The following is a 26,431-nucleotide window of genomic DNA, read 5'->3' as shown; positions in this document are numbered from 1 at the left end:
GTACCAGTGCGGCAGTACACCAGCACAAATCTGTGTCTGCACGGAAAACGTGCACTCCACCAAGCCGTGCCGGCGCCTGCCCTGGGAGTGCCGTGGCATCGAGGAATTTGGCTGCGAATCAGGCAAAGAAAAGGCCCCTACCACCGTTTTCGATAGGGGCTCACGCGTGCCCCCAGTCGGACTCGAACCGACACTGAATGGGTGTGATACTAACGTTTCCCCATTTTCACGATTTTTTTAAAACCCTTAAAACCACTGCTCACAGTATATAACGCGCGGGGGCCATTTTTAGCACTCTCCCCGCCCGGCGTGTCTAGCCGGTCGCAATTAGGCCCCATAACGTTACCCACCCGCGCTACTGCCCGCCCCACACCGGCGCGCCGGGCCGCTGTGAGCACCCCCGGCTAGTCCAATTGAACTAGCCTGCGTATCGGAGCACCCGCCCCCCACCGGCGTGTGGGCTATACCCGGTAGCGGTAGCCCCGGGGTGCTTCCACGGCCTGGATATGGCCGCGCTCTAGATCAGTAAGCGCCCGGGCCGCCCCCTGTGCCGTGGTAGCCACTACGTAGGTGGTCTCTGTGAGGCGGCTATCTGAGTGGCCTAGCACTTCCGCCGCCGCCCGGGGGCCTAGCGCTTCCGTCACTAGCGTGGCTACCGTCCTTCGTAGGGTGTGGATAGTCACCCACTCCCACCCGCCCGCGCGGGCCTTACGTAGCCGCTTATTAAAGTTCGACTCACTAAGCCAGTTGCCATTAGCCGCCGGGAATACCGGCGCTAGTTCAGTAGGAGCCCCGCCTAGCGTGGTGAGATAGTCCCACTGTGCCGCTAGTGCTTCCAGCGCTAGCGCCGGGGCCGCTATCGTGCGTAGGCCTGCGCTAGTTTTCGTGGTTTCCTGACGATGGTTCCCACGCCTACGGCTATAGGAGATAGTGCCCGTCACTGTGATTGTTTTACCCGGTAGGTCAACATCTGCCCACCTAAGCGCTAGCAGTTCCCCGGCGCGTAGTCCGGTCGATAGGGCCACGTCAATAGCGCGGCTTAGTTGCTGATCCCCGCGCGCGGCTATGTGTGCCCGAAACGCCGGTATATCCCCGCGTGTTAACGCCCGGGGTGTATCGTGCGCCGCGCGTTGCTTGAGTGGGGCGGGTAGTTCCCGCATAGGGTTCGCGCGCAATATGCCGTAACGCACCGCCATAGATAGCGCCCCGCCTAGTACGCTACGCGCGTTACCTACCGCGCCCGGGCTTAACCCGCGTTGCCACCTGTCGATAACCGCCGGGGTTACTTCGATAATCTTGAGTTCACCTAGCGCGGGTAGGACGTGTAGCCGCGCCGCTGTCTTGTACCGGTCGCTAGTACTCTTGCCCGGGTCTAGTTGCCATAAATACGACTCAATAAGCGCCCGCGTAGTGGAATACGGGCCTAGCGTGCTTGTAGTGTCTACCCCGGCTAGTGCCGCCGCGCGGGCCTGCAATTCCCGCCGCGCTATTGTCTTCGTCTTACCACTGGCTTTAACGCGCTTAACCTGCCCGGTAAAGGTCCGTAGCCGCGCGCTAGCTTGAATCTTCCCGCTAGGTAGGGTGGTGAAACTAATCTCCCCGGTGGTCCCCGGGGGTAGCGGGGGCCGCGCCATTATCGCCCACCCCCGTATCGGTAGCCGCTGTGATCGGGTGCGCTAGTACCGCCGCTAATTCGTCGGCTATTCCGAGACGGCGCGCCAATTCGGCTAGTAGCGCCGGTGTGGGGGTTGAGTTGATTGTAGCCAAGGGTACCGCCTGTCTTAAGTCCTGCCCGGTAATTAGTCCTGCTTCGATCAACCCAATAACGGGGTTCGCGCCGTATGCTTCCGCAATCTGAAAAATAGCTAGCGGGGGTTCCAATTCCAGCCGCCGCTTGATGGTGGGCTGTGTAACGCCCACTTTCCGAGCAATCCCGCGCATAGACTCCCCGCCCGTAACGTCGGCTATCCATGTGCTCACCCGCTCGCTTTGTGACATGCCCTCCAGCGTAGCTAGTGCACCCCGGGGGAACTGAACAAACACCCCTAGCGATTAAAAAATAATGCAATATGGCGTTTCGTGTTGTTTTCATGTTGTTTTAATGTATTGTAATTTATGCAATGCCCGCAACTTGAAAGGAAATTAAGCACATGACGCGCCGATCATATGCCCGGCGGTTAGCTCACGATGTTTACGCCCGCCCGGGTGTTCTGGAAGAACTGGAAAGCACCCTAGCGCTAGCCCCCGAGGGCATGGCCGCCCGTATCGGGTGCACTGTGAACACTTACACCCGCGCCCGCGCGGGTGTGCTCCCCGTATCTGGCAAGTTCATAGCTAGCACCCTTGAATCATTCGGGTGTAAGTTTGACGCAATTTTTACCACCGCCCCCGCTGCTAAGGCCGCGGCATGAGTGCCCCGGGTGGGGCTATCGCCCTGGCTAGCTGGCAACAGGTAGCGGAATGGTGCGCCACCCGCACGACTGTCACCCTTAACCAAGCTGCTGACGCGCTAGGAGTGTCACACAGTACGCTACGGCGCGCGGTTGAGGCCGGGACTACTGACCTACACGTGACGCGCATAGGCACCCGCTACGCCGTGGGTACCCGGTCGCTAGCCGCCGCTGTAGGACTCTCCCCGATTGAGATAGCAACGATTAGCGGTGTGCCGTACATACCGGAGCATATGGGCGCGCCGGACCCCCGGCTAGACGATGAGCGGGGGGCCGCCTAGTGTCCGCCCGCCGATACAGTCAACCCGCGCCGCCGATCTACTGGACGAGCGCGCCCACGCGCTAGCCGATTACGCGGCCGCCGTCGATGAACTAGCCCGGGTGCTGATGGTGCTCTCTGACGGCACCACCCGGCACCACGACGCGGTTGCCACAATCTGCGCCGCCCTATCGCTAGATGAGGGAACTATCTATTCACAGGCCGCGCTAGCCCGCGCGCTAATCCGTATGAGGGCCCGCGCCGGTGCTGTGTTTAGCCCCCAAGAAATTGCCCGCGCCGGTGCCTAGCGCCCCGGCTTTACATGAGAGAAACGATTATGCGCTATCCATTAACGCCGCTACAGCGCCGCATATCGCGCGGTCCGGTAGCCCCGGGGGTTATTCGTCGTACCCGCGCCCGTGCTGGCCGCCTGGAATACAACGAACATACCCGCCGGGCCAATATGCTGCCCGCTGATTTTGCCCGCCACTGGCGCGCCCCTGGCGAACTGCTCGCTATCGCCCATTATTCGGGCGTGTCTGTGTTGGAACTGATCGAAAAAATAGGCCCCGATGTGCCCCCGCTTGAGACAAGGAAAACAATCTAAATCATGTGCCCTATAGATTCTAAGCACTACACCCGCCTAGTGGAATTGCTAGTCACTACTATCTATGTCGCACTATCTGACTGGATAGCTGAGCGTATCGACTACCACGCCGCCCATAACGGACTTGATGTGTTCATTGTTGACGGTATCCAGCGCGGGCTTGCCGCCGATCTCACGACCGCTAGGGATCAGTGGCTACACCGACTAACCCGCGTCTTCGACGTTGAGGGGGTGGCGTAAATGGCCGCCGGCAATTCTGTGGGGGATAAGGACTACACCACCCGCACCCTAGCCGAGCTGCTAGATGAGCGCGCTAGCGCCGCGCCTAGCGCCGATGAGTACGCCCCCGCCCTACAAGGGGACTACCTACACGGGATGCTGTGGGACCTGCTTACGTATCTGACGATGAGTGCCGCCGGTGTCGCCCTCTGGTCTGCCGCCGCACCACTGCTAGCCGCTGAACACGATTACGACCGCGCGGCGGTTATGAACGAATTTTTAACCACCCTGGCCCCCGGGTACCCGGCCTAGCTAAAAAGCACTTTGAGGATGAGCTAGAGCGCCTACCGCGCGGGGTGCAAAACCTACTATTTGAGACTCCCGGGGTGCTGCTAGACACCCCGCCCGATCACTAGCCCCCACCCTGGATATGCCGCCGCCCCCGGCTAACAGAACTAGCCAGGGGCGGGGTGGGAACAAAACTAACACAACAGCACGAAAACTACAGAAAGGATACCACACACTATGTGGGCACGTTTAGACGGCACCCTCTACAGTAACCCAAAAATTGACGCACTGAGCGCCGCCGCGTTCAGACTCTATATTAAGGGCCTTTCATGGTGCGCCGATATCGAAACTTTTGGACGTATCCCCGCCCGGATAGCCCGGGGCCTACTCCAGGGCCGCACACGCACGATCAATGAGCTAGTTAACGCGCGCCTGTGGCTAGTCGATGGAGATGACTACCTAATCCATGATTGGGAGGACTACAACTACACCCGGGAAGAATGGGAGCACAAACGCGCGCAAACACGCGCCCGGGTCGCACGCCACCGCGCCGCCCGGCGCGCCGCTACCCGCCCGGCTAGCCCGCCCGCCGCCCGCGTAGCGGAGGACGCGGAGCGCCCCGCGCGGGGTACTTCGACCCCCGCCGATACTGCTAGCGGTAACGCCGTTACACCCGCGCCGGTAACGCCGTTACACCCTGTGGATAATTGCCAAAATAACGCCAAATACGAGCCAAATTGCAACCAAAATGACGCCATTCTGACAGACTCGCACCCCCTTCGACCTGCGAAAACGTCTAAATGTAACAGCGTTTTAAACAATAACAAGAACAATAACAATAAGGGGGTTAATGTAGGCAGTAACCTAACTGGCCGCGCGCGGGCCGCCACGACAGCCCCCCGCGATGACTCCCCGGCCGCTACCGCGCCGGGTACCCGGCCCGCCGATACCCGCCCAGCCCCTCACCCGGTGGACACCCGCCCCGCAGCTAGCCCGGCCCCGGCTACCGCGCCGCGCTGTGACCGACACGCCCACCTGCCCGCCACCGCCGATGTGCCACCCTGCCGAGCATGTGCCGCCGCGCGCCGGGCTGCCGAATACGCCGCTGCCGAGCAACTAGCCGCCCGCCGTGCTGCCGAGCTGGCCGCCGAACGGGCCCGCGCCGATGAGCGCCGCCGTGCTGCCGAGACTGCCCGCCCGGCTAGCCCCGCCGCCCGGGCCGCCGCTATGGCCGCGATACGCCGCGCCACTGGCCGTGTTCGGGCCGCCACGACAGCCCCCCGCGATGACTCCCCGGCCGCTACCGCGCCGGGTACCCGGCCCGCCGATACCCGCCCGCTGGCCGTAGCCGCCTAAGGCCCGCCCGCGATGAGCACCACCCACCACCGCGCGCCGGGTATGCCCTCCCCGGGGTTGATCGCCGCCCCCGGAGTGCTGGTAATCCACGCCGATATGCTCGCCACCCTGGCCGGTGTACTGGCCGCCTACCGCCGCGCTAGCACGATTAGGGGCCGGGGGTTAACCCCCGATGAGCGACAACTCACCGCCGCGTGTGTAGCCGCTATCAGTCGCACAAACGACACCCGCCCGACACCCGCCACCACGGGGAACGACACGCACTATACGGCTAGCGCTAGCGCGCCCCTAGCGTCGCTAATAACGGCCCAGGAGCTAGCCGCCCGCTTGAGAGTTTCCCCGCGCACAGTGCAGCGCCGCGCGCGGGCCTTCGGTGGGATCAAGCACGCGGGCCGCTGGTACTTTCCCGCACATGACAAGGACTTCCAACAATGAGCATGACAAACGACCGTAGCGCCGGGGTGTGTGTATCCCCCGATGCTGTGAACACCCCGCCCCGCGCGCGTACTCTCGTAGGGTTCGCCGCTATCTTTAACGATCTCTACGCCCGCCTATCCTGCGGTGTAGACCTCCCCGTGATCGGGTTTGCAACCTACGAGGACACCCCCGCCCGGCAATATCCCGATGAGTGGCTAACCGCTAGCCAGCGCATCGCCCTTGACCAACTCACACCCGGGGATACCTACGCGCTCGCATGCGTCGCGTGCACTGATGGTCGCGCCGTTCCAGTCGATCAAGTGGCCGGTTATTCCCACCTGGTAGGCACTGATGACTAGCGACGAGGACACCACCCCGCCCGCCACTACCGACGACGACCACCACGAGGACCACGAGCACGACGAGGACCACGAGGACCACGGCGCGCCGGGCCGCGTAGCGGAGGACGAGGAGCACCCCACCCCCGCCGATGAGATAGCCCGCCTGACGGAGGAACTAGCCACCGCACGTGCTGAGCTAGCCGCCCGCGATAGCGCCGCACTACTGGAGCAGTGGGCTAACGATACCGGCGCTAATTCGGAGGTGCTGGCCGCTACCGCGCCGCTAGTAGCTGACCTACAGGGGGAAGCACTGTCTAGCCGCCTGGATGAGATAGCCGCCCTACTGGCCGCCGCCCGCCCGCTACCGCCCTCATTACGCCCCCGTGAGGCCCTGCAATCCGGTAGCGGGGTATCTCAAGCCCCACCGCCCCCGGCTAGTTGGTCTAACGTCATTCGCCCGCCCGGGGTCTAACCCACCACCCACCAAACAAAAGGAGTTGCAATCAATGACAACTAACAACCTAATCCCCGCTAGTTCCACCGGTGGGGGACTAATTACCGCCGCCGGTGCCGCCGCCGGTGCAACCTACTGGGATGCTAAGACCACCGAGGAATTAGTCACCCTACCGGTGATTAAAACCTCTGTAGCGACACAGGTGTCTACAGTGCTGCGCCCCGCCCCCGGCACTGTTGTGGAAGTGCCGGTTATTGATGAACTGGTATCCGAGGATGACGGGCCCGCCTGGCATACTGATGGTGCCGAACTAGTCGAACTGGGTGACCCTAACGCCCGATCTCTGTTCATTGAGCACCACGACCTAGGTGCTAAGAAGTCAATCAACTGGCGCGCATTGTCTGACGCTAGCCACGACGTGACGGGCATGTACGGTAATGCTCTTACCCAGTCGATGACTACCAAGATTGACCGGACTGTCTTTAACGCCGATGAGTCAAGCCCCGTGCCTGGACTCAGCCAACTAGCCGGCGTGAAAGAACTAGCCGCCGGGGCTGGTGGAGCGCTCAAGGACCTGGACATCTTCCTAGATGCACAGGAGCACGCCGAAAACTTGGACACTATGGTCACGCACTTTGTGTGTGCACCGGCTACCGCCACAATGATCGCCAAGATTAAACGCGCCGATAAGTCCGCTGAGCCACTGCTAGGTACCGCTGAGCGCCCGGGTAGTGCCACGATTAACGGTGTACCGCTGTTGACTAGCCGCCACGTTAAGCCCGGCGTTATCTGGGCTATTCCGAGTGACCGGCTAATCCTGTCGATACCTCAAGACGTTATGGTCAAGTGGCTACCCGACGCGCGCGCCGCCCACGCCCAGGGCTTGCTAGTGGGCTTACTGCGCTTTGGTTTCGGTTGCTTGCAGCCCGAGGCCCTGGCCAAGATCACCGTTAACAGCTAGAATCGCAGACAGCCCCGGCGCTAGTCGATAGCCCTAGTGCTGCGGTTATTCGAGGTCGCACCCCGTAAGCGCGCGCGTAATTGTGACGTATCGTAAGCGCCGCTGCCTCCGCCGCGCGCGGGGGTGGGGGTACCCCCTGTGACCTGTGCTTTCGACCCCGACACGCATAGCGCTTCGGAAATTGTACGGGTTCCAGGGTTTTGCACCCCCACCCCGTAAACCCCCTAAAACCCCCGCTGAGCGGGGGTTTTCGTGTATCTGCCGCGCCTTCGTTTTCCCTGGTCGTACTTGCACACCTATTTTTAACGGAATTAGGGGCTATTTTTATGCTATTTGTACAGGTCAACGGCTTGCATACGTCACAAAATACGGCTATAATTAGGGCTATGGCTAAACGCGTGTGTGTTCATTGTGGGGGTACTCTGCCCGCCGGGGTGAATAGCGGCCGCACCCCGCGCTATTGCTCTGGCCGCTGTCGCACTGCTGCCTACCGCGCGCGCCGGGCTGAACAACTGCCCGCCGATATGCGCGCGCTACCCCGGTGGACTAGTGCCGCCGGGAAACGCCCCATAACACCCACTGGCACCCCGGCTAGTTCCACTGATCCGAGCACGTGGTCTAGCTACTCTGAGGTGGCCGGGGGCCCGCGCGGGGTCATGCTAGGGGGCGGTTTAGCGTGTATCGACCTAGACCACTGCATAGGCCCCCGTGGTGGACTGAGCGCGCTAGCCCGCGCCGTACTAGCCGCCGTACCCGGCGCGGTAGTTGAAAAGTCGATAAGCGGGCGGGGGTTGCACGTATTTGGTCTACTTCCTGAGGCCCCCGGCATACGCCGCGCGGGGGTGGAGGTGTACAGCCGCGCTAGGTTCATTCGGACTACCGAGGATATTTACCGCCCGGGGTCGCTAGTGGACCTATCCCCCGCCCTGGATGTGCTGGCCGGTGTGCTCGCACACGCCCCGCGCGGGGTGGCTAGCCGCTCACCCCGTAGTTGACAAGCACACTAACGTTTCAAAAGTCGCCAAAATAGACGTTAATTTTCTTTGGTTTCTGGCCCTTAAACGGCACTCCAGCCCCCGAAACGAGAAAAGAGCAACATTAAAAGTGCTGCTCAATGGTGCCCCTAGTGAGATTCGAACTCACACTGAATGGATTTTAAGTCCACTGCCTCTGCCAATTGGGCTATAGGGGCTGGCTGTTTAAAAGCCAATAAAACAGTCTAGACCATAACAGTGGCCAACCAAACAGCCCTGCACAGATACCCGCGAACCACCCTGTTGGAACTTTTCGCAACGTTTGTTCGTTGTAAAGGGTGTACATCAATTCCAGGTCACTACTCGTGGCGTGGATCCTTTGAAAGGACACCTGACAACGTGCGAAGCAGCAATCCTGTTTTTAAAGACTTAACTGCCAACGGAGGCGCTCCGCAGCAGTACGGAAACCCCTACGGCAACCCCTATGGTGCGGGTGTTGGATTCGGCCAGCAGAACCCGTACCAGCAGTCTCCTTTCGGCGCTGGTGTTGGGCAACAGCCCGGCTTCCCCGGTGCCGTCGCTCCAGCTGAGCGCGCCATGACTGTCGACGACGTCATTTCCAAAACCGGCATCACCCTCGGTGTCATCATTGCGGTGGCGATCGTTAACTTCTTCATCGGCACTGTCGCCCCCGGGCTTGCCATGGGCCTTGCCCTGGTTGGCGCCATCGGTGGCCTGATTACCGTTTTGGTGAGCACATTCGGCAAGAAGTACGGCTCCGCAGCTGTCACCTTGACCTACGCAGTTTTTGAGGGTTTGCTGGTTGGCGGCATCTCTTACATGTTCGCTTCCATGACTGTCAGCTCTGTTAGCGCAGGCGTCCTCATCGGTCAGGCAGTGCTCGGCACCTTGGGTGTTTTTGCGGGCATGCTCTACGTCTACAAGACCGGTGCTGTGAAGGTCACCCCGAAGTTCACCCGTTTGCTGATGGGCGGCTTCATCGGTGTGCTGGTGCTTATGCTGGGTAATTTTGTTGGCAGCTTCTTCGGCTTCAACGTTTTGCGTGATGGTGGCCCGCTGTCGATCGTGTTCTCACTGGTGTGCATCGGCCTTGCGGCTATGAGCTTCCTTCAGGACTTCGACAATGCCGACAAGCTCGTTCGCGCTGGCGCACCCGCCAAGATGGCCTGGGGCGTTGCACTCGGCCTGGCTGTGACTCTGGTGTGGCTCTACACCGAGATCCTGCGTCTGCTCAGCTACTTCAACAACCGCTAGTAGCGTCACAGACTAAAACCCCGGCCCGTGGTCGGCACCGTGTGTGCCCCACAGACCGGGGTTTTACTTATGCCCTGGCGCGCGCTTCCCCTACCCCTCGAGGCGTAGCTGCTCGCTCAAGCCAAAAACGATCCCGTCCAGGATGTCTTTTTCAGAAATCACAAACGATGACGCCGCCCCATCGGTTGCGGCCTGTGCTTCGTCCATGATGGCATCGACGACAATGCAGCCGCCGCCGATCACATCCGCCCGGCCTTCGTGTACCACCGGCTGTGCCGCACGCTGTGCGGCCGTCTGGCGCAGCAGCTGGGCAGTCAGCACGCGCAACGCGTCGAATTCCAGGGTGGAGTTGTGGATCGCCCGCTCGTCATATTCCTCCAATCCGAGAGCCAGGGCGGACAGTGTGGTGAATGTGCCGGCGCAACCAACAAAGGTGGCGGCCTTCCTCAAGGGAACCGTTTGGCGCACTTCGGCGACCTTCTCTGCGGCAAAGGCGCGCGCGGCGTCAATCTCTGGCTCTGCGGGAGGGTCAGTGTGTAGGATTCGTTCGCTAAGGCGCACGCATCCAATCTGAGCAGAGTGACTGCCTAAGATTTCCGACTCTGTGCCGACGATAAATTCGGTGCTGCCACCACCCAAGTCAATGACGCAGAAAGGCCCCTTGTCCGCCGGCAGGTCAGCGATAGCACCCCGGAAGGACAATTCGGCTTCTTCAGTACCGGTAATCACCTCGGCGCGCGCGCCAGGCACAACCCGGCTGAGGATCTGCTCCGTCATACGGAAAAACTCATGCCGGTTGGACGCATCGCGGGTCGCGGAGGTAGCAACCATCCGAACAGCCGTGACTCTTTCGGCGACCATGGTGTCCGCATAACGTTCCAAGGCGGTACGTACGCGCTCCAAAGCGGCGTCAGAAAATTTGCCGCTGGCGTCGACGCCCTCGCCCAATCGGACGATCGTCATCTCCCTGCGGATCTGCACGATGTCGGAGGGCTTAGGCCCACGGATTTCGCTGATCAACAGGCGGATGGAGTTGGTACCGCAGTCGACTGCGGCGACCCTGGGTGCACTCGTGGCCATCAGCTGCCCCTTTTTTCTCTAGTCTTCAAACAGGCTGGTGTCGATGCCAAGTTCGGCAGCCGTCGGCCAATCGGCGGGAATAGCACTGCCGCGCAGATCGGGATTCTCAGCGGCCAGTGCCACGGCCTCGGTGCCCAAACGGACACGTTCAGGGCCTTCAGCCAACGCATACGCAATGAGTACGTGCAGGCACTTCACCCGATCGGGCATACCCCCGCCGGAGAAATCCGTGCCGAGGTCTTCCATTTCATTGCGCACAGCCAAGAAATGCTCGTGTGCCGCCTGGTAATCCGCAGCCAATTCTGCGTCCGAAGCCAAACGCGACGTCATCCATTTCATCACCTGTGCGACCTCCAGGCGGGAGGCCTCTGCAGTCAGGCGCGGATCCGTCAAGTAGTACAGCGTCGGGAAGGGAGTACCGTCATCCAGGCGCGGGCGGGTCTTAACTACACCGGGAACACCATCCGGGCTGCGGTAAGAAATTTCAACGACGCCGCGGGGCTGCCTGCCGAGCTGTTCGGCAACGGTCGCGAGGTCCTGGGGATCGACGTGGGAAGTGTCAGGCATGGGGCTTATTGTCCCAGTGCCGAGCCCCTGTCTGCAACTGCGTCATCCGCGCCTGCGACCTGCCCCCACAATTGCTCAAACCAGGGGTCGTGTTTTTCACTCGAAGGGTCACGGCCCTGAGTCATGTGTTCGCGCTTCATCTCGGGGTCGATGATGCGGTACGCGCTCTCCCCCGGCTGGATTACGCCGAGCCTGTTGCGCGCTTCCTCGCGAATGTAGTCTTCCGATTGATAGCGCTCAATCTCCTCGATGAGCTGCTGCTTTTCTTCCTGCTTGGATTCAATAGCTTGCTGGGCGGTCACAATCGCGTGGCGTTGCTGAAAGTAATTACGCAGAGGCAAAGCGGTGGCAAGCAACATGAGGATCAACACCGCAGCGACAACGAAGATCTCCTTCGGCCCAATCTTAAACGCCGGCTTAGGAGAGCGAATTTTCGGCTGCACCCCAGTGACCTCACGGCGCGCGACAGGTACCGAACTACGGTTGGAGCGCCGCTTCGATGAGGTGTGTGTCCGCCCTGTGGTGGGTCGCTGCTGTGAATCCATGATGCCAACCATCCTAGAAGCATTGGGGGCAGCACAGCGGAAGGCCCGGCCGCGACATTCATCACGGACGGGCCTTGAAGCTGCTAGACGCTAGCTACACCGGCTTACTTGAAGCGGGGGAATGCAGAGCGACCAGCGTAGACAGCGGCGTCACCGAGAAGCTGCTCGATGCGCAGCAGCTGGTTGTACTTAGCGACGCGCTCGGAACGGGCCGGAGCACCGGTCTTGATCTGACCACAGTTCAAAGCAACTGCGAGGTCAGCGATGGTGGTGTCCTCGGTCTCGCCAGAGCGGTGGGACATCATGCAGCGGTAGCCGTTGCGGTGAGCCATCTCAACAGCGTCGAAGGTCTCGGTCAGGGTACCGATCTGGTTGACCTTGACCAACAGAGCGTTGGCGGCCTTCTTCTCGATGCCTTCTGCAAGGCGGGCGGGGTTGGTGACGAAGAAGTCGTCGCCGACGATCTGCACCTTGTCGCCGATCTCGGCGGTCAGGTGGGTGTAGCCCTCCCAGTCGTCTTCCTGCAGCGGGTCCTCGATGGAAACGATCGGGTATTCCTCGATCAGCTTCTTGTAGACCTCGGTCATCTCGGCAGCGGTGTGCTCGCCACCTTCGAAGTTGTAGACACCCTTGTCCTTGTCGAAGAACTCGGAGGAAGCAACGTCCAGTGCGAGGGCGACATCTTCGCCGGGGGTGAAGCCGGCCTTGTTGATAGCTTCGACGATCAGGTCGAGAGCTGCCTTGGTGGAATCAACGGAGGGAGCAAAGCCACCCTCGTCGCCGAGACCGGTGGACAGGCCCTTAGCCTTAATGACGGCCTTGAGGTTGTGGTAGACCTCGGCGCCCATGCGCAGTGCTTCTGCGAAGGTGGGGGCACCGATCGGTGCGATCATGAACTCCTGGACGTCAACGCCGGAGTCAGCGTGTGCGCCACCGTTGACGATGTTCATCATCGGAACGGGAAGGAGGTGAGCGTTGGGGCCGCCGACGTAACGGAACAGCTCCAGGCCAGCGGACTCAGCTGCAGCCTTCGCGGTGGCGATGGAAGCGCCGAGGATAGCGTTAGCACCCAGGCGGGACTTGTTGGGGGTGCCATCCAGGTCGATCATGGTCTTGTCGACAAGGCGCTGGTCATCAGCTTCGAGGCCAGCGAGGGCGTCGGCGATTTCTTCGTTGAGGTTCTCGACGGCCTTCAGAACACCCTTGCCCTGGTAGCGGTCGCCGCCGTCACGCAGCTCGTGAGCCTCGTGCACACCGGTGGATGCGCCGGAGGGAACGCCTGCAACACCGTGAGCACCGTCGTCGAGGAAGACCTCGCATTCGACGGTGGGGTTGCCGCGCGAATCCATGATCTCGCGAGCAAAAACGTGCATGATTTCAGCCACTTGCGGCCTCCTTGATCGTTGTGTAAACCTTCGGCCTCAATTGTTGCACGAATCCTTTGATCGTGATGCCGACCCAGCACAGAAAACCACACAAACGGACACCACTGCTGGGGTTTTGATGCAGCTCCAAGCACCAACCACCCAAAAATGTGGCCTTTCACACCTTTCGACAGTGTGCCATCCACCCGCACCAGCGCCCTCACTCGGCGCCGCACACCCCCAGAATCCACCCATTGCATGCCACACACTGCGCTACTCTGCGCCACACTGTGTTTTAAGCAGGGGGGTCTTAAGCAGGGGGCTGCCCCATCGCATAAGCATTAGCAGCGTTGCGCACCTTGATCACATAGTCATCAGAATTGTTGTAGGCCCGCACCGCACTCACCCACCCCTCCGGTGTCGCCAGATCACGCTCCGACGCGCACAACAATGTAGCCGCCGAGATCGCGGCGTCATCAATCTGTTGAGGATTTTTGACGCCGTCCCCATCCGCATCGCGGCCATACAACGCCCACGACCCAGGAATAAACTGCATCGGTCCCACCGCGCGATCATAGGTTGAATCGGTGTCGATCTCGCCACGGTCGGTGTCTTTGATCACCGCGAAACCACGGGTGCCATCCAACGCGGGGCCCACAATCGGCGGCGTCGCTACCCCATCAGCATCCAACTTGCCGCCACCAAACACGCGACCGGAATACGTCCCGTGGCGGGTTTCCACGTAGCCGATCCCCGCCAACGTCGTCCACCGAAGATGACAACCGGGCGTCGCCGCATCAATAATCGCCGTCGCATTCGCATACGCGTTCAACGCCTGCACCGAAATGCCTGTCTCTTCCGACAACGGCTGCGACCAATCAGTAAACTGCTGCGCAGTACGCCCGGGACCATTGACATCGACCGAAGGCAAAGCAGCACCCGCCGCCGGAGGAACATCATCCGGAACAGGCTCAAGGTGGCGAATCGGATTAACCCCACGCCCAATCGCAACAAGCCAACCAGCCAAGACCAACAGCAACAATGGAACAACCACCAACGCCACTGCTGCCGCGCACCCTCTTGACCTCATAGGGGCACATCATACTGTGCCGAACGCTCCGCCACACTGTCACCTCCTCCCCCCCACAAGTGCCTACTGTGACCGAGCGCGCAGGACACAGGCTTGACCGATCGGTTAAGCTAGGCGCCACCAACCCTGACCAACAGCAGATAAGGATAATCTGTATGTCTCGCTTTACCCATGCCAGCCTGGCACTCGCCGCAATGACTGTCGCCGGCACGATGGCAACAGCACCTGCACAGGCCGCATCCGCTTCGGTGACCACCTACCTGATGGGCAACGGCACCATCTCCACCGTCACCTGCCCGGACCTCAAGGACTTCCTGACCGACAACGAGATCAACACCAAGGACAAGAAGTACGACACCCGCGCCGAGCTCTACAAGGCTCTGGACAAGAAGTCCACCACCCTGGGTATCAACCTGGGTGTCGCAAATGTCACCGCCAACCAGATTGACGGGCTGTCCGACCGGGCAGTGGAGTGCAAGTTCGTCCACGACGACTCCAACGAATTCCCCACCCTGTCCTCCGAGGACAGCATCCTGGGCAAGATTTTCGGCCCCCTGCTGGAGATCCTGAAGGTCATCAAGCCGCTGCTTGACCAGATCACCCGCCTGATCAACGCCACCAACCAACTGGCTGGCTAAGCTTTCGACATTCGGAAGCTTCATCCGCAGTGCCCGCGCACTGCCTGAGCGTGTAGTCCACGCCGCCCCATCACTTCTGGGGCGGGTGGGTTACACGCTTTTTGCTTTATTCCACAGTCGTTGCTGCTCGGCCTCCGGCACTATCTCGGTTGTGCCGTCAAACAGGTAGGGTGCGCGCGCACGCATTTTGTTGTTGACGGATTCCGCGACGTCATTAAACGTGAAGGCTTCGCGCCGGCGGGCGATCTCTGCATGGAAAAGCACCTGCAGCAAAATGTCGCCGAGTTCGTCGCACATGTCGCTATCGTCGAAGTAGCTGCGTCGGGTTTCTGCTGCGCGCACAGCTTGGGCGAACTCTTGTGTTTCCTCTTCCAGGTAGGGGATGAGGCTCGCGTGGGTTTGTTTCTGCTCCCACTCCCCTATATCGAGAGCACGGCTGATGGTCTCCTGCGCCTGCTCAATGGGGGTTTGTTGGATTGATGACGCCGCGGTGATTGCGCGCGACGGACACACGATGACGTGACTGTCGGCGGCTGTCGCCTCCGCGAACAATGCGCTCGAATCATCGGTGGTGACAAGCAGCTGGGCATCACTGACATCGCACACGGTAGTGGCACCGAGGTCGGCGATCGCCCAACGCACCCTGATGGGGACTTCATCGGTGTAGGCGACTGTGCTGGTAGTGCCGGTGATAAATGCTAGGGCTTCGATAGGGATCTGGTTGGGGCAGCGGGGGTCGAGCAACAGCACGGGCATGCGAGTGATCTTAGACCCTGCACATGTGGGATCGTCGATAGCCCCTTTTCGCGGGTATTCGCACGGGCACTGTGGGCTTGTGCGCTGCATGACATTAGTCATACCGAGTTGACCACTGTTTCCTATAGCAACGGTATAAGTACCGGATACGACTCTGTGCGTTCGCAGACTGCCGAGGAGGCAGATCACAAATGCACAAAAAGGTGATGGGGGGACTTTCTGAACGTGGTAGCCATAGCCTATTCTTTGGTTGGAGCAGACCAGGCTAGCCTGCTTCACCACAGATAAGGAACCAATTACATGTTTGTAGCTAACGCACTCATCGGTTTACGCGAGGGCCTCGAAGCGTCGATGATCGTCATGATCCTCGTTGCCTTCCTGGTTAAAGGAGACCGTCGACAGCAGTTGAAGTGGGTATGGCTCGGCGTAGCAGCCGCACTCGCCACGACGACTGCCGTGTTTGTCATCATCCAATTCGGCACCAAGACACTGACCAGCACGGGCCAGGAACTAGTAGGCGGCATCGCATCGCTGATTGCTGTCGGCTTGGTTACCTGGTTGTTGCTGTGGATGCGCACCGCTAGTGCCACTATGTCGGCTGAGCTGCAAGGAAAACTGGATAAGGCGGTCGCTATCGGCCCCTTCGCTGTCGTACTGGTTGCGTTTACCGCAGTTGTACGCGAAGGCATCGAGACCGCCCTATTGGTGTTTGATTCTTTCACCGGCGGCACCCTCGCAACTCCCTTCTTGGGGTTGATGACGGGCATCGTTGCCTCTGTTGTTCTTGCCATGCTGATGTACCGCGGCGCTATTCGCATCAACCTGAGTGTCTTTTTCCGGGTTACCGGAATTTTGCTGATTGTCGTCGCCGCAGGCATCCTGCGCTACGGCATTACTGATCTCCAGGAAGCCGGCGTTGTGCCGGGTCTTGGAAACCTCGCTTTTGATATTTCCCACGTGTTGGTGCCCGGCACTCCCGTCGCCACACTGGTTGAAGGCATCTTCAACCTTGTGCCAGCCCCAACGACTGCATCAATGATCGGTTGGGTCATCTACCTGATTGTTGCTTTGGCGCTGTTCCTGCGCCCGGTTGCACCCCCTAAGGCTGTTTCGACTTCAGCCCCCTCCACGCCGGTGAACACCACCGTTTAACGTAAGCACTATAAACAATTCTTAGGAGAACTCCAGTGCGCAAGTCCATTTCTCTTCTTGCCTTGGCTACCATGCCTTTGGCTCTGGCTGCGTGTGCAGATAAGGCTGATGAAGCCTCCGCCACCACCTTCACCGTGAAGGCCAACGATTCTGCTTGTGAAGTCAGCGGCGATTCCGCCGAGACCGGCGCCTCCGTTTTCGAGGTCACCAACGACGGCAGCAAGACCACCGAGTTTTATGTCTACACCTCCGGCGGTCGCGTGGTCGGCGAGGTCGAAAACATTGGCCCCGGCAGCACCCGCAAATTGACTGTCCAGATCACCGATCCGGGCGACTACACCTTGACCTGTAAGCCCGGCATGGTCGGCGAAGGTATTTCTCAGCAACTGAAGGTCACTGGCGAATCCAAGTCCGCCACTGAGGGTGACGCCGTGCTGACTGAGGCCGTCGACGGCTACGTCGCCTACGTCCGCTCCCAGGTCGGCAGCTTGAAGGAGCAAACCTCCGAGTTCGTCGGTGCTATCGAAAAGGGCGATGTGGAGACTGCCAAGGCACTGTTCCCGATTGCCCGCACCCCCTACGAGCGCATCGAGCCCGTCGCCGAGTCCTTCCCCGACAATCTCGATCCCCGCATCGACCGGCGTGAGGCTGATCTCGAGGACGGCCAGACCGCTGACGACTGGTCCGGCTTCCACAAGATCGAAAAGGACCTGTGGGTCGGCGGCGCCATCACTGAGGAAACCAAGCAGACTGCTCGCCAGCTGTACAAGGACGTCGAGGAGCTCGACGAGGGCGTGAACTCCCCGGATTACAAGATCACCCCCGCCCAGATCGCAGGTGGCGCCCAGGAGCTTCTGGACGAAATCTCCACCAGCAAGATCACCGGCGAAGAGGACATCTTCTCCGGCACTGACCTCTACGATTTCCAGGCCAACCTTGATGGCTCCAAGGCTGCTATTGCCTCCCTCGAGAAGGCTATCGACGAGCGCGATGCCGACCTGCTCAAGGAGATCAACAAGCGCTTCGACAATGTTCAGAAGCTGCTTGATCGCTACCACGAGGGCGACGGTTTCGTCGACTACAAGAAGGTCACTGAGCCTGAGCGCAAGGAGCTGGCAACGGCTATCGACGCGCTGACCGAGAAGGTCGCCAAGGTTCAGCAAGTCGTCACTAACTAATAGACGAGGGTCGTCATGAACGAAAAGTCTCTGTCCCGCCGTGGTTTCCTCACAGGCGCGGGCTTGGGTGTTGCCGGTGTCGCAGGTTTCGCTGCGATGCCCGCAGACTCCTCCGAGCCAAAAGCCCATGCGGGAAATAGTTCGCAGATTGTTCCCTTCAATGGTGCCCATCAGGCTGGCATTGTGACGCCCGCGCAGGACCGCATGCACTTTGTTGCTTTCGATGTTCTCGAAGGCACAACGCGTGAGGACCTGATCGAGTTGTTGAAGAAGTGGACAGTTATGGCCCGCCGTATGTCCGCAGGTAAAGAGGCTGTTGAGGACGGCGCCACCGGCCTCGGTGATGTTGCAGTCCCCCAGGACACTGGCGAAGCACTCGACCTTCCTCCATCAAACCTGACGATCACGGTGGGCTTCGGCCCCTCGTTGTTTGACGACCGTTTCGGTTTAGCATCCAAAAAGCCCGAACAGTTGCGGGATCTGCCGCACTTCCCCGGCGACCAACTGGTTGCCGAGCAATCCCGCGGTGATTTGTGCATCCAGGCGTGCGCCGACGACCCTCAGGTCGCGGTTCACGCGGTGCGTGTTCTGGCTAAGGCCGGTGTCGGCATGGTCGTGATTCGTTGGTCGCAGCTGGGTTTCGGCCGCACCTCTTCCACCTCCAGTGCGCAGAAGACGCCGCGTAACCTGTTCGGGTTTAAAGATGGCACCAACAACCTAAAGTCCGAGTACACCAAGCTCATCGACGAGCACGTGTGGGTCAAACAGCCCTCGTGGATGGATGGCGGCACGTTCCTAATCACCCGCCGCATCCGCATGCTCATTGAGAACTGGGATCGTCAAATCTTGGCGGAACAGGAGGCCACCTTCGGGCGCGACAAGCGCAGCGGGGCCCCCTTGGGCCGCGAGGACGAATTCGACGAATTGCCCTTGGACGAGTACGTCGGCACGGAGGGCCCCATCATCCCCAATGACGCCCACGCGCGTCTGGCTCACTATTCTCAAAACGATGGTGGCCGGATGTTGCGCCGCGGCTACAACTTTGTGGATGGTTCGGATGGCTTCGGCCACTTGAACGCAGGGTTGTTCTTCATCGCTTTCGTTGCTGATCCGGATCGGGATTTCATCACGATTCAGAACAACTTGTCGAAAAACGACAAGATGAATGAGTACGTCCGCTACGAGTCCTCAGCGATTTTCGCCTGCCCTCCGGGCACGCGGAATAACTCGCAGTGGTGGGGCCAAACCCTGTTTACTTAAACGACAGGCTTAAGACCACCGCTGTACCGAGCGCTCCACCCATGAAAACTTGTGGGTGGAGCGCTTTGTCGTTGTCTCCCTAGTCGCGTCTAGTCGACACCCAGTAGGGCCTGCGCGGTCTCTCCCACCCATCGGAGTAGTTCGACGTCGCGCAGGGTGGGGTCGGTGATTTTGTTGCCGGCCTTCGGGAAGGGAAGCACCACTGTTTTCGCAGCGGCACGATAGGTGGCCCCGGGGAACAAACGCTTGAGCCGGACTTGGCGGGAATCCGGCAGTTCCACCGGGTGCATCTTGATGCGGGTGCCTTGCACGCCGACATCGTTCACCCCGAGCGGTCGGATGCTGTTGCGCAGCTGGGCGAGACTGAATAATCTGCTGACCTCGGTGGGTAGAGGCCCGTAGCGGTCGATGAGTTCCTCGGCGATAAGATCCAGGTCGTCATCGGTGTTGGACTGGGCGAGCTTGCGATAGATCTCCAGGCGCAGGCGTTCTGATGCCACATACTGCTCTGGAATGTGCGCGTCGACGGGTAGGTCGATGCGGATTTCCCGGGGCTCCTTGTCGGTTCCGTCGACGGGCGTGCCGTCGGCGAGCGCACGGTAGGCCTGCACGGCGTCACCAACAAGCCGCATGTACAGGTCGAAGCCGACGCCTGCGATGTGGCCGGATTGCTCGGCACCAAGCACATTACCGGCACCGCGCATTTCGAGGTCTTTCATCGCCACGGCCATGCCAGCACCCAGATCATTGTTTTGGGCGATGGTGGCCAGGCGGTCGTAGGAGTTTTCGCTTAGGATCGCGCCTTTGGGGTAGAGGAAGTAGGCGTATCCGCGTTCACGGGATCGGCCCACGCGTCCGCGCAGCTGGTGTAGCTGCGATAGGCCCATGTGGTGGGCGTTTTCCACGATCAGGGTGTTGGCGTTGGAAATATCTAGGCCGGTTTCGACGATGGTGGTGCACACCAGCACGTCGTATTCGCGGTTCCAGAAGCCTTGGACGGTTTGCTCGAGTTGTTCCTCGCTCATCTGGCCGTGTGCGACGACAATTCGCGCTTCCGGCACAAGGTCGCGCAGCTCCCTGGCACGTTTGTCGATGGTTTTGACCTTGTTGTGTACGTAGAACACCTGACCATCGCGCAGTAATTCTCTGCGTATTGACGCCGCGATGTGTTTATCTTCCTGCTGACCGACATAGGTGAGCACGGGGTGGCGGTCTTCTGGTGGGGTGAGGATGGTGGACATTTCTCGGATGCCCGCCATCGACATTTCCAGGGTGCGCGGGATGGGGGTCGCGGACATGGTGAGCATGTCCACGGCGGAGCGCAGTGCTTTGATGTGTTCCTTGTGTTCCACACCGAAGCGCTGCTCTTCATCGACGACGACCAGGCCAAGGTTTTTCCACTGCACGCCGGTTTGCAGCAACCGGTGGGTACCGATGACTATGTCGACGGTGCCGTCAGCCAGGCCGGCGAGGGTTTCTTTGGCTTCGCGTGTGCTGGTGAACCGAGACAGGCCGCGGATCGTCAGTGGGAAGCCTTCTGTGCGGCTGGTGAAGGTGGCGAGGTGCTGCTGGGCGAGCAGCGTGGTGGGGACCAACACCGCGACTTGCTTGCCGTCCTGGACTGCTTTGAATGCTGCGCGGACAGCCACTTCGGTTTTGCCGTATCCGACGTCGCCGATAACGACGCGGTCCATCGGCACGGGTCTTTCCATGTCTTCTTTGACCGCGTCGATGGCCAGCATTTGGTCTTCGGTTTCGACGAAGGGGAAGTTGTCTTCCATTTCGCGCTGCCATGGGGTGTCCGGCGCGAAGGCATGCCCGGGTGCGGCTTGACGCTTGGCGTAGAGTTCGACCAGTTCACCGGCGATTTCGCGAACTGCGGCGCGGGCTTTCTTTTTGGTGTTTTTCCAATCCGATCCGCCCATTTTGGACAGTGCTGGGCTTTCGCCGCCGACGTATCGGGACAGCATGTCCAGCGAGTCCATGGGGACGTAGAGCTGGTCTGGCGGGCCGCCGCGGCGCGAAGGGGCGTATTCAAGCACGACATATTCGCGGCGGGAGGTCTCGTCACCAGCGGTGATGGTGCGTTCGGTCATCTTCACAAAACGCCCGATGCCGTGGGTGTCGTGGACGACAAGATCGCCGGTTTGCAGCGCCAGTGGGTCGACTTTGTGTCGTTTGCGGGCGGGGCGTCGTTTCGCACCGGTGAGGTCGCCGACGCGGTTGCCGGTCAGGTCGGTTTCGGTGATGACCACCAGTGGCGCATCGTAGCCTTTGGCATTGTCCGCGATGATGCCGGCGTGGTTGAGTGCGTGATACAAGGTGACGTGCCCTGGCTTAGGCGCGCTGGGTTTGGAGGGCACGTAGGTGGGGATGCCCGCCTCGGTGAAGCGCTGCTTCATGCGTTTGATGGTTGCGGCTGCCGGCGCGATAAATGCTGCGGCTCCCCCATCATGCGTGTGCGCCTTCAGGGTGACCATCAGCGCTTCGATGACTTTGAGATCACCGTGCGGTGCCGGCGGCAGTTGGGGCTCAAGCGGCAGGTAGTTCCCGGACTCGTGGTCCAGGGTTGCCCCCATGCCCGTGGGGTCTAGTGTCCAATAGTGCCCGCCGCGTTCCATGGCGTTGCGTTCCAGCGATTCAAGGCTGCGGTAGCTTGCTGCCGACAAATCCAGTGTTGACGTCGCGATCGGTCCCTCTGCGCCCATCGCTGCGGCTTCCCAGGCTGCCGCCAGGAATTCTTCATCGGTTTGCTGCAGGTCGTGGATGCGTGTTCGTACTTTTTCCGGCGCCACGACCACCGTGTAAGAGCCCTCGGGCAGCAGCTGAGGCAGGGTCCGATATTCGGCATCCGTCAGTGCGGGGATGAGGGTTTCCATTCCATCGGTGTACATCCCCTCCCCGATCTTGGTCAGCAGCTCCGCCAACGACGGGTTGCCGGCGTGCTCGCGTGCCAAATCCTGGGCGCGAGCCGACACGGCGTCATCAATTAACAGGGTGCGGCAGGGGTAGACCTGAACCTCGCGTAACTCCTCACCCTCAGGGAGCGTTAACGTGCGCTGATCGGCGACGGAAAACGGGCGGAGCTCCGAGACCTCATCGCCCCAAAACTCCACGCGGACAGGGAAATCAGCGGTGGTCGGAAACACGTCAATAATGCCGCCGCGAGTCGCGAACTCGCCGCGCTTAGCCACCAAATCCACATGATGATAACCCGCATGCGTCAAACGATCCGCAAGACCAAGGCACTCCTGATCAACGCGCAACTCGATCACCTTGATCACAGTGTCGACAATGGGCTGGCTCAACGCCCTAGCTGCCGCCACAACCACACGACACTGTCCGGCGCCCAACCGATCCAGCACACGCGCACGATGACCAACAATGTCCACCCCCGGGCTCAAACGCTCATGCGGCAACGTCTCCCAACTAGGAAACAAATCCACCACATCCCCCAACATCGAAGACAACTCCGACGCCAGATCCTCCGCCTCACGACCATTAGCCGTGACAACCAACACCGGCCTACCCTGCGCACCCGCCATCACACCAACAAGCCACGGGCGCACCTGCTCAGGGCCAGTAATCGCCAACCGCTGCTCATCCAAATTCGGGACAATGCCCTTAAACGTCGTCGACGAGGCCACAGCCTTCAACAACCCCGACAACGGAGCCTTCACAGCCATAGAGAAAGCAGCAGTCACAACAACAATCCTTAAAGATCTTCAGACAACACCGGATGCGACTCCATCCGGGCCAAACCATTCCAGCATAGGTTAACGATGTGGGCAGCCACGGCCTCTTTATCAGGAGTACGCACATCCAACCACCACTGCGCAGTCATACTGACCATCCCCACCAGCGCCTGACCATACAACACCGCAGTATCCGGATCCAGGCCCAACCGCGTGAACGCCTCACCCAAAATGTGCGACACCTGCCCCACGGCGTCATTGAGCAAAGTCGCATAACCACGATCCCCACCTTGCGGCACATCGCGCACCAAAATCTGAAAACCGTCCGTATGCTCCTCCACATACGTCAACAAAGCCAACACGGCCTGCTCAATACGCGTCCGGCTACGCCCCTTAGCCAACGCCTGCGTAATCACCTCCTGCAAACGCACCATCTCGCGGTCCACCACCACCGCATACAAGCCCTCCTTGCCCCCAAAGTGGTCGTACACCACAGGCTTGCTGACACCCGCACGCGCCGCAATTTCCTCAACACTCGCGGCGTCATAACCCCGCGCAGCAAACACACTACGACCAACACTAATGAGCTGCTCACGACGTTGAGAGCCCGACATCCTCTGCCTAACCATAGACAAGACCCTACAGTGTGAGCTATAGTCTTAGGCGCGCAATGCCCGCAACGCCCCTCACAGGTGGCACACGTAGGCACTCGCGCAATTCCCCATGGTGTAATTGGCAACACTACGGTTTTTGGTACCGTCATTCTTGGTTCGAGTCCAGGTGGGGAAGCAACACACCTGCTCCCCAAAAGCAACCGACACGCACCGTGGCCGACCTTTTGGGGAGCAGTTCGCGTTAGGGGTACCGTGGTGTGTGTTCAACCAGACGAATTCGCGATCGGAGCCACACTGTCTATGAGCAATGTCGCTGTAGTCATCCTCGCCGCCGGTGCCGGCACGAGAATGAAATCCACCACCCCCAAAATGCTGCACAGCGTAGCCGGCCGCACCATGCTAGCCCACGCACTACATGCCGCCGCAGGGCTGAAACCCCAGCACCTCATCACTGTTGTGGGCCACGGGCGCGAACAAGTCCTGCCCGCCATCGACGCTGAAACTACGGCCCTGCGCGACTACGGGGTAGATACGGTTGCCACCGCCACCCAGGAACAGCAAAACGGCACCGGTGACGCCGTCGCCTGCGGCCTCGCAGAACTCCCCGAGGATTTCGACGGCACCGTCCTGGTCACCACCTCCGACGTGCCGATGCTCAACAGTGACACCCTCGCTGGCCTGCTCGCCGAACACGACACCAAACCCCGCGCGGCCGTCACCGTGCTGACCGCCACCGTGGATGCGCCCCGCGGCTACGGCCGTGTCGTGCGCTCCGCCGACGGCGAAGTCATGCGCATCGTCGAAGAAAAAGACGCCACCGACGACATCCGCGCCATCACCGAAGTCAACTCTGGTGTGTACGCCTTCGACGCTGAGCTCCTGCGTCATGCCCTCACCCGCCTAGACACCAACAACGCCCAAGGCGAGTTCTACCTCACCGATGTCATCAGCATCGCCCGCGAACTCGACCGCACTGTCCGCGGCCACCGACTTGATGACGCCGCGTTGGTCGCCGGCGTCAACGACCGCGTACAGCTCGCCGCCATGGGCAAAGAACTGAACCGCCGCATCTGCGAAAAAGCCATGCGCGGCGGGGCCACCATCATCGACCCCGACACAACCTGGATCGATATTGATGTCGAGATCGGACGCGACGTCATCATCCACCCCGGAACCCAGCTCAAAGGCTGCACCACCATCGCGGACAACTGCGAAATCGGGCCCGACACCACACTCATCGACATGGAAGTCCACGAAGGCGCATCCGTCATCCGCACGCATGGGTCACTGTCCGTCATCGGTAAAGACGCCACCGTCGGCCCCTACACCTACATCCGCCCCGGCACCGAGCTCGGCGAAAAGGGCAAACTCGGCGGATTCGTCGAAGCGAAGAACGCCAAGATCGGCCGAGGCTCGAAAGTTCCGCACCTCACCTACATTGGTGATGCAACCGTCGGGGAAGAATCCAACATTGGCGCCTCCAGCGTCTTCGTCAACTACGACGGCGTCAACAAGCACCACACCACTATTGGGGATCACGTACGCACCGGCTCCGATACGATGTTTATCGCACCAGTCACCGTCGGCGACGGCGCCTACTCCGGCGCAGGTACAGTGATCAGGGAAGACGTACCGGCCGGGGCACTCGTCGTGTCCGGCGGTAAACAACGCAATATTGAAGGATGGGTCGAGGCCAAACGCCCCGGCACGCCCGCTGCCGAAGCCGCAGCTAGGGCACAACAGCGAGCACAACAGCAGGAAGGCTGAACGTGATGACTGACAACTGGGTGGACAACAAACGCAACCTGATGCTCTTCTCAGGGCGCGCACACCCCGAACTCGGTGAAGCCGTCGCCAAGAACCTTGGCATCGACCTCACCCCCATGACCGCACGGGACTTCGCCAACGGCGAGATCTTCGTCCGTTTCGAAGAATCCGTCCGCGGCTGCGACGCCTTCGTCCTGCAGTCCCACACCCAGCCGCTGAACAAGTGGCTGATGGAACAGCTCATCATGATCGACGCCCTGAAGCGCGGCTCCGCCAAGCGCATCACCGCGATCCTGCCGTTCTACCCCTACGCCCGCCAGGACAAAAAGCACCGCGGCCGCGAGCCGATTTCCGCCCGCTTGGTCGCCGACCTGCTCTACGCTGCTGGTGCCGACCGCATCGTGTCTGTCGACCTGCACACCGACCAGATCCAGGGCTTCTTCGACGGCCCCGTCGATCACATGCACGCCATGCCGATCCTGACGGACTACATCAAGAAGAACTACAGCCTCGACAACATTACTGTAGTCTCCCCCGATGCTGGCCGCGTGAAGGTTGCCGAAAAGTGGGCCAACATTTTGGGCGACGCTCCCCTGGCGTTCGTCCACAAGACCCGCAGCGTGGATGTTGCCAACCAGGTTGTTGCTAACCGTGTCGTCGGTGATGTCGCCGGCCGCACCTGTGTCCTGCTCGACGACATGATCGACACCGGCGGAACCATCGCAGGTGCCGTTGGTGTTCTGCGCGACGCCGGTGCGAAGGACGTCATCATTGCCTGCACCCACGGTGTGTTCTCTGATCCGGCCCGCGAGCGTTTGTCGCAGTGCGGTGCGAAGGAAGTTATCACCACCGATACGCTGCCGCAGAACTCTGAGGGCTGGGACAACCTAACCGTGCTGTCGATTGCGCCGCTGCTGGCCAAGACCATTCGCGAGATCTTCGAAAACGGCTCTGTGACCACCCTGTTTGAGGGCCAGGCCTAGCTTTATGTAGAGCCTTGTGCACTGCCTTTGTAGGTTGTGCGCTGTGTGGTCCCGCCTTATCGGCGGGGCCACTTTTTATGCCTGGGGATGCTTGGGGTGTGCACACTTGACGCGGTGCGGGGACTGCGGAAACCGGCGCGC

Annotated in this window: 25 protein-coding genes, 1 tRNA gene and 1 pseudogene; 16 read left to right on the top strand and 11 right to left on the bottom strand. The window is 60.5% G+C overall.

All coding sequences use genetic code 11. The annotated features are described in order from the left end of the window. Positions 1-461: 461 nt before the first annotated feature. Together L1C91_RS09550 and L1C91_RS03255 are read right to left on the bottom strand one after the other, a co-directional pair. Positions 462-1,634, bottom strand: a complete 1,173-nt coding sequence (locus L1C91_RS09550; RefSeq protein ID WP_419178700.1) for a tyrosine-type recombinase/integrase — start codon at positions 1,632-1,634, stop codon at positions 462-464. Continuing rightward, positions 1,591-1,998, bottom strand: a complete 408-nt coding sequence (locus tag L1C91_RS03255; protein ID WP_234858005.1) for a hypothetical protein — start codon at positions 1,996-1,998, stop codon at positions 1,591-1,593. The genes L1C91_RS09550 and L1C91_RS03255 overlap by 44 nt, the downstream gene beginning before the upstream one ends. A 713-nt stretch (positions 1,999-2,711) precedes the next feature. Here L1C91_RS03255 and L1C91_RS03250 point away from each other — a divergent pair. The 9 genes from L1C91_RS03250 to L1C91_RS03210 all read left to right on the top strand — a co-directional run bounded on the left by L1C91_RS03250 (position 2,712) and on the right by L1C91_RS03210 (position 7,352). Continuing rightward, on the top strand, positions 2,712-3,017 hold the full coding sequence (locus L1C91_RS03250; RefSeq protein WP_234858004.1) for a hypothetical protein: 306 nt from the start codon (positions 2,712-2,714) through the stop codon (positions 3,015-3,017). Between the two features lie 29 nt (positions 3,018-3,046). Then, on the top strand, positions 3,047-3,316 hold the full coding sequence (locus L1C91_RS03245; protein WP_234858003.1) for a hypothetical protein: 270 nt from the start codon (positions 3,047-3,049) through the stop codon (positions 3,314-3,316). A 39-nt stretch (positions 3,317-3,355) separates the two neighbouring features. Next, entirely contained in the window at positions 3,356-3,556 is a 201-nt protein-coding gene (locus L1C91_RS03240) for a hypothetical protein (protein ID WP_234858002.1), read from the top strand. Continuing rightward, positions 3,557-3,847, top strand: a complete 291-nt coding sequence (locus L1C91_RS03235; protein ID WP_234858001.1) for a hypothetical protein — start codon at positions 3,557-3,559, stop codon at positions 3,845-3,847. A gap of 945 nt (positions 3,848-4,792) precedes the next feature. Continuing rightward, positions 4,793-5,179, top strand: a complete 387-nt coding sequence (locus L1C91_RS03230; protein WP_234858000.1) for a hypothetical protein — start codon at positions 4,793-4,795, stop codon at positions 5,177-5,179. A 12-nt stretch (positions 5,180-5,191) separates the two neighbouring features. Beyond that, on the top strand, positions 5,192-5,614 hold the full coding sequence (locus L1C91_RS03225; protein ID WP_234857999.1) for a helix-turn-helix domain-containing protein: 423 nt from the start codon (positions 5,192-5,194) through the stop codon (positions 5,612-5,614). Further along, positions 5,611-5,955: a hypothetical protein gene (locus L1C91_RS03220; RefSeq protein WP_234857998.1), complete on the top strand. Its 345-nt coding sequence runs from the start codon at positions 5,611-5,613 to the stop codon at positions 5,953-5,955. The genes L1C91_RS03225 and L1C91_RS03220 overlap by 4 nt, the downstream gene beginning before the upstream one ends. Further along, on the top strand, positions 5,948-6,409 hold the full coding sequence (locus L1C91_RS03215; protein WP_234857997.1) for a hypothetical protein: 462 nt from the start codon (positions 5,948-5,950) through the stop codon (positions 6,407-6,409). The genes L1C91_RS03220 and L1C91_RS03215 overlap by 8 nt, the downstream gene beginning before the upstream one ends. A gap of 34 nt (positions 6,410-6,443) precedes the next feature. After that, entirely contained in the window at positions 6,444-7,352 is a 909-nt protein-coding gene (locus tag L1C91_RS03210) for a phage major capsid protein (RefSeq protein ID WP_234857996.1), read from the top strand. 1,115 nt (positions 7,353-8,467) lie between these two features. Here the strand turns inward: L1C91_RS03210 and L1C91_RS03205 are convergent. Beyond that, positions 8,468-8,544 (bottom strand) — tRNA-Leu (locus L1C91_RS03205). Positions 8,545-8,725: 181 nt separating this feature from the next. Between L1C91_RS03205 and L1C91_RS03200 the strand changes: the two genes are divergently transcribed. Further along, positions 8,726-9,601 carry a Bax inhibitor-1/YccA family protein gene (locus L1C91_RS03200; RefSeq protein WP_234857995.1) on the top strand — a complete coding sequence of 292 codons (876 nt, stop codon included), beginning with the start codon at positions 8,726-8,728 and terminating at the stop codon, positions 9,599-9,601. Positions 9,602-9,691: 90 nt separating this feature from the next. Here L1C91_RS03200 and L1C91_RS03195 read toward each other — a convergent pair whose 3' ends face one another. From L1C91_RS03195 to L1C91_RS03175, 5 genes are all read right to left on the bottom strand, one after another. Beyond that, on the bottom strand, positions 9,692-10,681 hold the full coding sequence (locus tag L1C91_RS03195; RefSeq protein ID WP_234857994.1) for a Ppx/GppA phosphatase family protein: 990 nt from the start codon (positions 10,679-10,681) through the stop codon (positions 9,692-9,694). 18 nt (positions 10,682-10,699) lie between these two features. Beyond that, complete coding sequence (locus L1C91_RS03190; RefSeq protein ID WP_020975976.1) at positions 10,700-11,248, bottom strand: DUF501 domain-containing protein; 549 nt, start codon at positions 11,246-11,248, stop codon at positions 10,700-10,702. A gap of 5 nt (positions 11,249-11,253) precedes the next feature. After that, complete coding sequence (locus tag L1C91_RS03185; protein ID WP_234857993.1) at positions 11,254-11,793, bottom strand: FtsB family cell division protein; 540 nt, start codon at positions 11,791-11,793, stop codon at positions 11,254-11,256. Between the two features lie 104 nt (positions 11,794-11,897). Continuing rightward, positions 11,898-13,178 carry a phosphopyruvate hydratase gene (gene eno / locus L1C91_RS03180; RefSeq protein ID WP_234857992.1) on the bottom strand — a complete coding sequence of 427 codons (1,281 nt, stop codon included), beginning with the start codon at positions 13,176-13,178 and terminating at the stop codon, positions 11,898-11,900. Positions 13,179-13,467: 289 nt separating this feature from the next. Beyond that, the gene (locus L1C91_RS03175) at positions 13,468-14,247 is read right to left on the bottom strand and encodes a lytic transglycosylase domain-containing protein (protein ID WP_234857991.1); all 780 of its coding nucleotides are present in this window, start codon (positions 14,245-14,247) and stop codon (positions 13,468-13,470) included. A 155-nt stretch (positions 14,248-14,402) separates the two neighbouring features. On the opposite strand from L1C91_RS03175, the gene L1C91_RS03170 reads away from it, so the two are divergent. Beyond that, the gene (locus L1C91_RS03170; RefSeq protein WP_234857990.1) at positions 14,403-14,885 is read left to right on the top strand and encodes a hypothetical protein; all 483 of its coding nucleotides are present in this window, start codon (positions 14,403-14,405) and stop codon (positions 14,883-14,885) included. A 90-nt stretch (positions 14,886-14,975) separates the two neighbouring features. Here L1C91_RS03170 and L1C91_RS03165 read toward each other — a convergent pair whose 3' ends face one another. Further along, entirely contained in the window at positions 14,976-15,641 is a 666-nt protein-coding gene (locus tag L1C91_RS03165) for a MazG nucleotide pyrophosphohydrolase domain-containing protein (RefSeq protein ID WP_234857989.1), read from the bottom strand. Positions 15,642-15,941: 300 nt separating this feature from the next. Here L1C91_RS03165 and efeU point away from each other — a divergent pair, with 300 nt between their 5' ends. From efeU to efeB, 3 genes are all read left to right on the top strand, one after another. Further along, positions 15,942-16,793, top strand: a complete 852-nt coding sequence (gene efeU / locus L1C91_RS03160) for an iron uptake transporter permease EfeU (protein ID WP_234857988.1) — start codon at positions 15,942-15,944, stop codon at positions 16,791-16,793. A 71-nt stretch (positions 16,794-16,864) separates the two neighbouring features. Beyond that, positions 16,865-17,971 carry an iron uptake system protein EfeO gene (efeO, locus tag L1C91_RS03155; protein WP_234858184.1) on the top strand — a complete coding sequence of 369 codons (1,107 nt, stop codon included), beginning with the start codon at positions 16,865-16,867 and terminating at the stop codon, positions 17,969-17,971. A gap of 15 nt (positions 17,972-17,986) precedes the next feature. Continuing rightward, entirely contained in the window at positions 17,987-19,231 is a 1,245-nt protein-coding gene (gene efeB, locus L1C91_RS03150) for an iron uptake transporter deferrochelatase/peroxidase subunit (protein WP_082091734.1), read from the top strand. Between the two features lie 119 nt (positions 19,232-19,350). On the opposite strand, the pseudogene mfd reads toward efeB, so the two are convergent. Together mfd and L1C91_RS03140 are read right to left on the bottom strand one after the other, a co-directional pair. Beyond that, positions 19,351-22,917 (bottom strand): annotated as a pseudogene (gene mfd / locus L1C91_RS03145) (transcription-repair coupling factor); the annotation flags it as partial. Between the two features lie 29 nt (positions 22,918-22,946). Continuing rightward, entirely contained in the window at positions 22,947-23,555 is a 609-nt protein-coding gene (locus L1C91_RS03140) for a TetR/AcrR family transcriptional regulator (protein WP_234857987.1), read from the bottom strand. 285 nt (positions 23,556-23,840) lie between these two features. On the opposite strand from L1C91_RS03140, the gene glmU reads away from it, so the two are divergent. After that, positions 23,841-25,307: a bifunctional UDP-N-acetylglucosamine diphosphorylase/glucosamine-1-phosphate N-acetyltransferase GlmU gene (gene glmU, locus L1C91_RS03135; protein WP_234857986.1), complete on the top strand. Its 1,467-nt coding sequence runs from the start codon at positions 23,841-23,843 to the stop codon at positions 25,305-25,307. Positions 25,308-25,312: 5 nt separating this feature from the next. After that, positions 25,313-26,290 (top strand): ribose-phosphate diphosphokinase, encoded by a 978-nt coding sequence (locus tag L1C91_RS03130; RefSeq protein ID WP_234857985.1) that lies wholly within the window; start codon positions 25,313-25,315, stop codon positions 26,288-26,290. Positions 26,291-26,431 lie beyond the last annotated feature (141 nt).

Origin of the sequence: Corynebacterium argentoratense (assembly GCF_021491455.1) — a bacterium.
GTDB classification, from domain to species: Bacteria; Actinomycetota; Actinomycetes; order Mycobacteriales; family Mycobacteriaceae; genus Corynebacterium; species Corynebacterium argentoratense_A.
The sequence above is the reverse complement of the archived record's forward strand: the minus strand, read 5'-3'. Positions and strand labels throughout refer to the sequence as shown.

Excerpts from the sequence above, each read along its gene's own strand:
- L1C91_RS09550 (WP_419178700.1), bottom strand. The coding sequence starts at position 1,634 with ATGGCGCGGCCCCCGCTACCCCCGGGGACCACCGGGGAGATTAGTTTC.
- L1C91_RS03255 (WP_234858005.1), bottom strand. The coding sequence starts at position 1,998 with ATGTCACAAAGCGAGCGGGTGAGCACATGGATAGCCGACGTTACGGGC.
- L1C91_RS03250 (WP_234858004.1), top strand. The coding sequence starts at position 2,712 with ATGAGCGGGGGGCCGCCTAGTGTCCGCCCGCCGATACAGTCAACCCGC.
- L1C91_RS03245 (WP_234858003.1), top strand. The coding sequence starts at position 3,047 with ATGCGCTATCCATTAACGCCGCTACAGCGCCGCATATCGCGCGGTCCG.
- L1C91_RS03235 (WP_234858001.1), top strand. The coding sequence starts at position 3,557 with ATGGCCGCCGGCAATTCTGTGGGGGATAAGGACTACACCACCCGCACC.
- L1C91_RS03225 (WP_234857999.1), top strand. The coding sequence starts at position 5,192 with ATGAGCACCACCCACCACCGCGCGCCGGGTATGCCCTCCCCGGGGTTG.
- L1C91_RS03220 (WP_234857998.1), top strand. The coding sequence starts at position 5,611 with ATGAGCATGACAAACGACCGTAGCGCCGGGGTGTGTGTATCCCCCGAT.
- L1C91_RS03215 (WP_234857997.1), top strand. The coding sequence starts at position 5,948 with ATGACTAGCGACGAGGACACCACCCCGCCCGCCACTACCGACGACGAC.
- L1C91_RS03210 (WP_234857996.1), top strand. The coding sequence starts at position 6,444 with ATGACAACTAACAACCTAATCCCCGCTAGTTCCACCGGTGGGGGACTA.
- L1C91_RS03195 (WP_234857994.1), bottom strand. The coding sequence starts at position 10,681 with ATGGCCACGAGTGCACCCAGGGTCGCCGCAGTCGACTGCGGTACCAAC.
- L1C91_RS03190 (WP_020975976.1), bottom strand. The coding sequence starts at position 11,248 with ATGCCTGACACTTCCCACGTCGATCCCCAGGACCTCGCGACCGTTGCC.
- L1C91_RS03185 (WP_234857993.1), bottom strand. The coding sequence starts at position 11,793 with ATGGATTCACAGCAGCGACCCACCACAGGGCGGACACACACCTCATCG.
- L1C91_RS03175 (WP_234857991.1), bottom strand. The coding sequence starts at position 14,247 with ATGAGGTCAAGAGGGTGCGCGGCAGCAGTGGCGTTGGTGGTTGTTCCA.
- L1C91_RS03170 (WP_234857990.1), top strand. The coding sequence starts at position 14,403 with ATGTCTCGCTTTACCCATGCCAGCCTGGCACTCGCCGCAATGACTGTC.
- L1C91_RS03165 (WP_234857989.1), bottom strand. The coding sequence starts at position 15,641 with ATGCCCGTGCTGTTGCTCGACCCCCGCTGCCCCAACCAGATCCCTATC.
- efeU (WP_234857988.1), top strand. The coding sequence starts at position 15,942 with ATGTTTGTAGCTAACGCACTCATCGGTTTACGCGAGGGCCTCGAAGCG.
- efeO (WP_234858184.1), top strand. The coding sequence starts at position 16,865 with ATGCCTTTGGCTCTGGCTGCGTGTGCAGATAAGGCTGATGAAGCCTCC.
- efeB (WP_082091734.1), top strand. The coding sequence starts at position 17,987 with ATGAACGAAAAGTCTCTGTCCCGCCGTGGTTTCCTCACAGGCGCGGGC.
- L1C91_RS03140 (WP_234857987.1), bottom strand. The coding sequence starts at position 23,555 with ATGGTTAGGCAGAGGATGTCGGGCTCTCAACGTCGTGAGCAGCTCATT.
- glmU (WP_234857986.1), top strand. The coding sequence starts at position 23,841 with ATGAGCAATGTCGCTGTAGTCATCCTCGCCGCCGGTGCCGGCACGAGA.
- L1C91_RS03130 (WP_234857985.1), top strand. The coding sequence starts at position 25,313 with ATGACTGACAACTGGGTGGACAACAAACGCAACCTGATGCTCTTCTCA.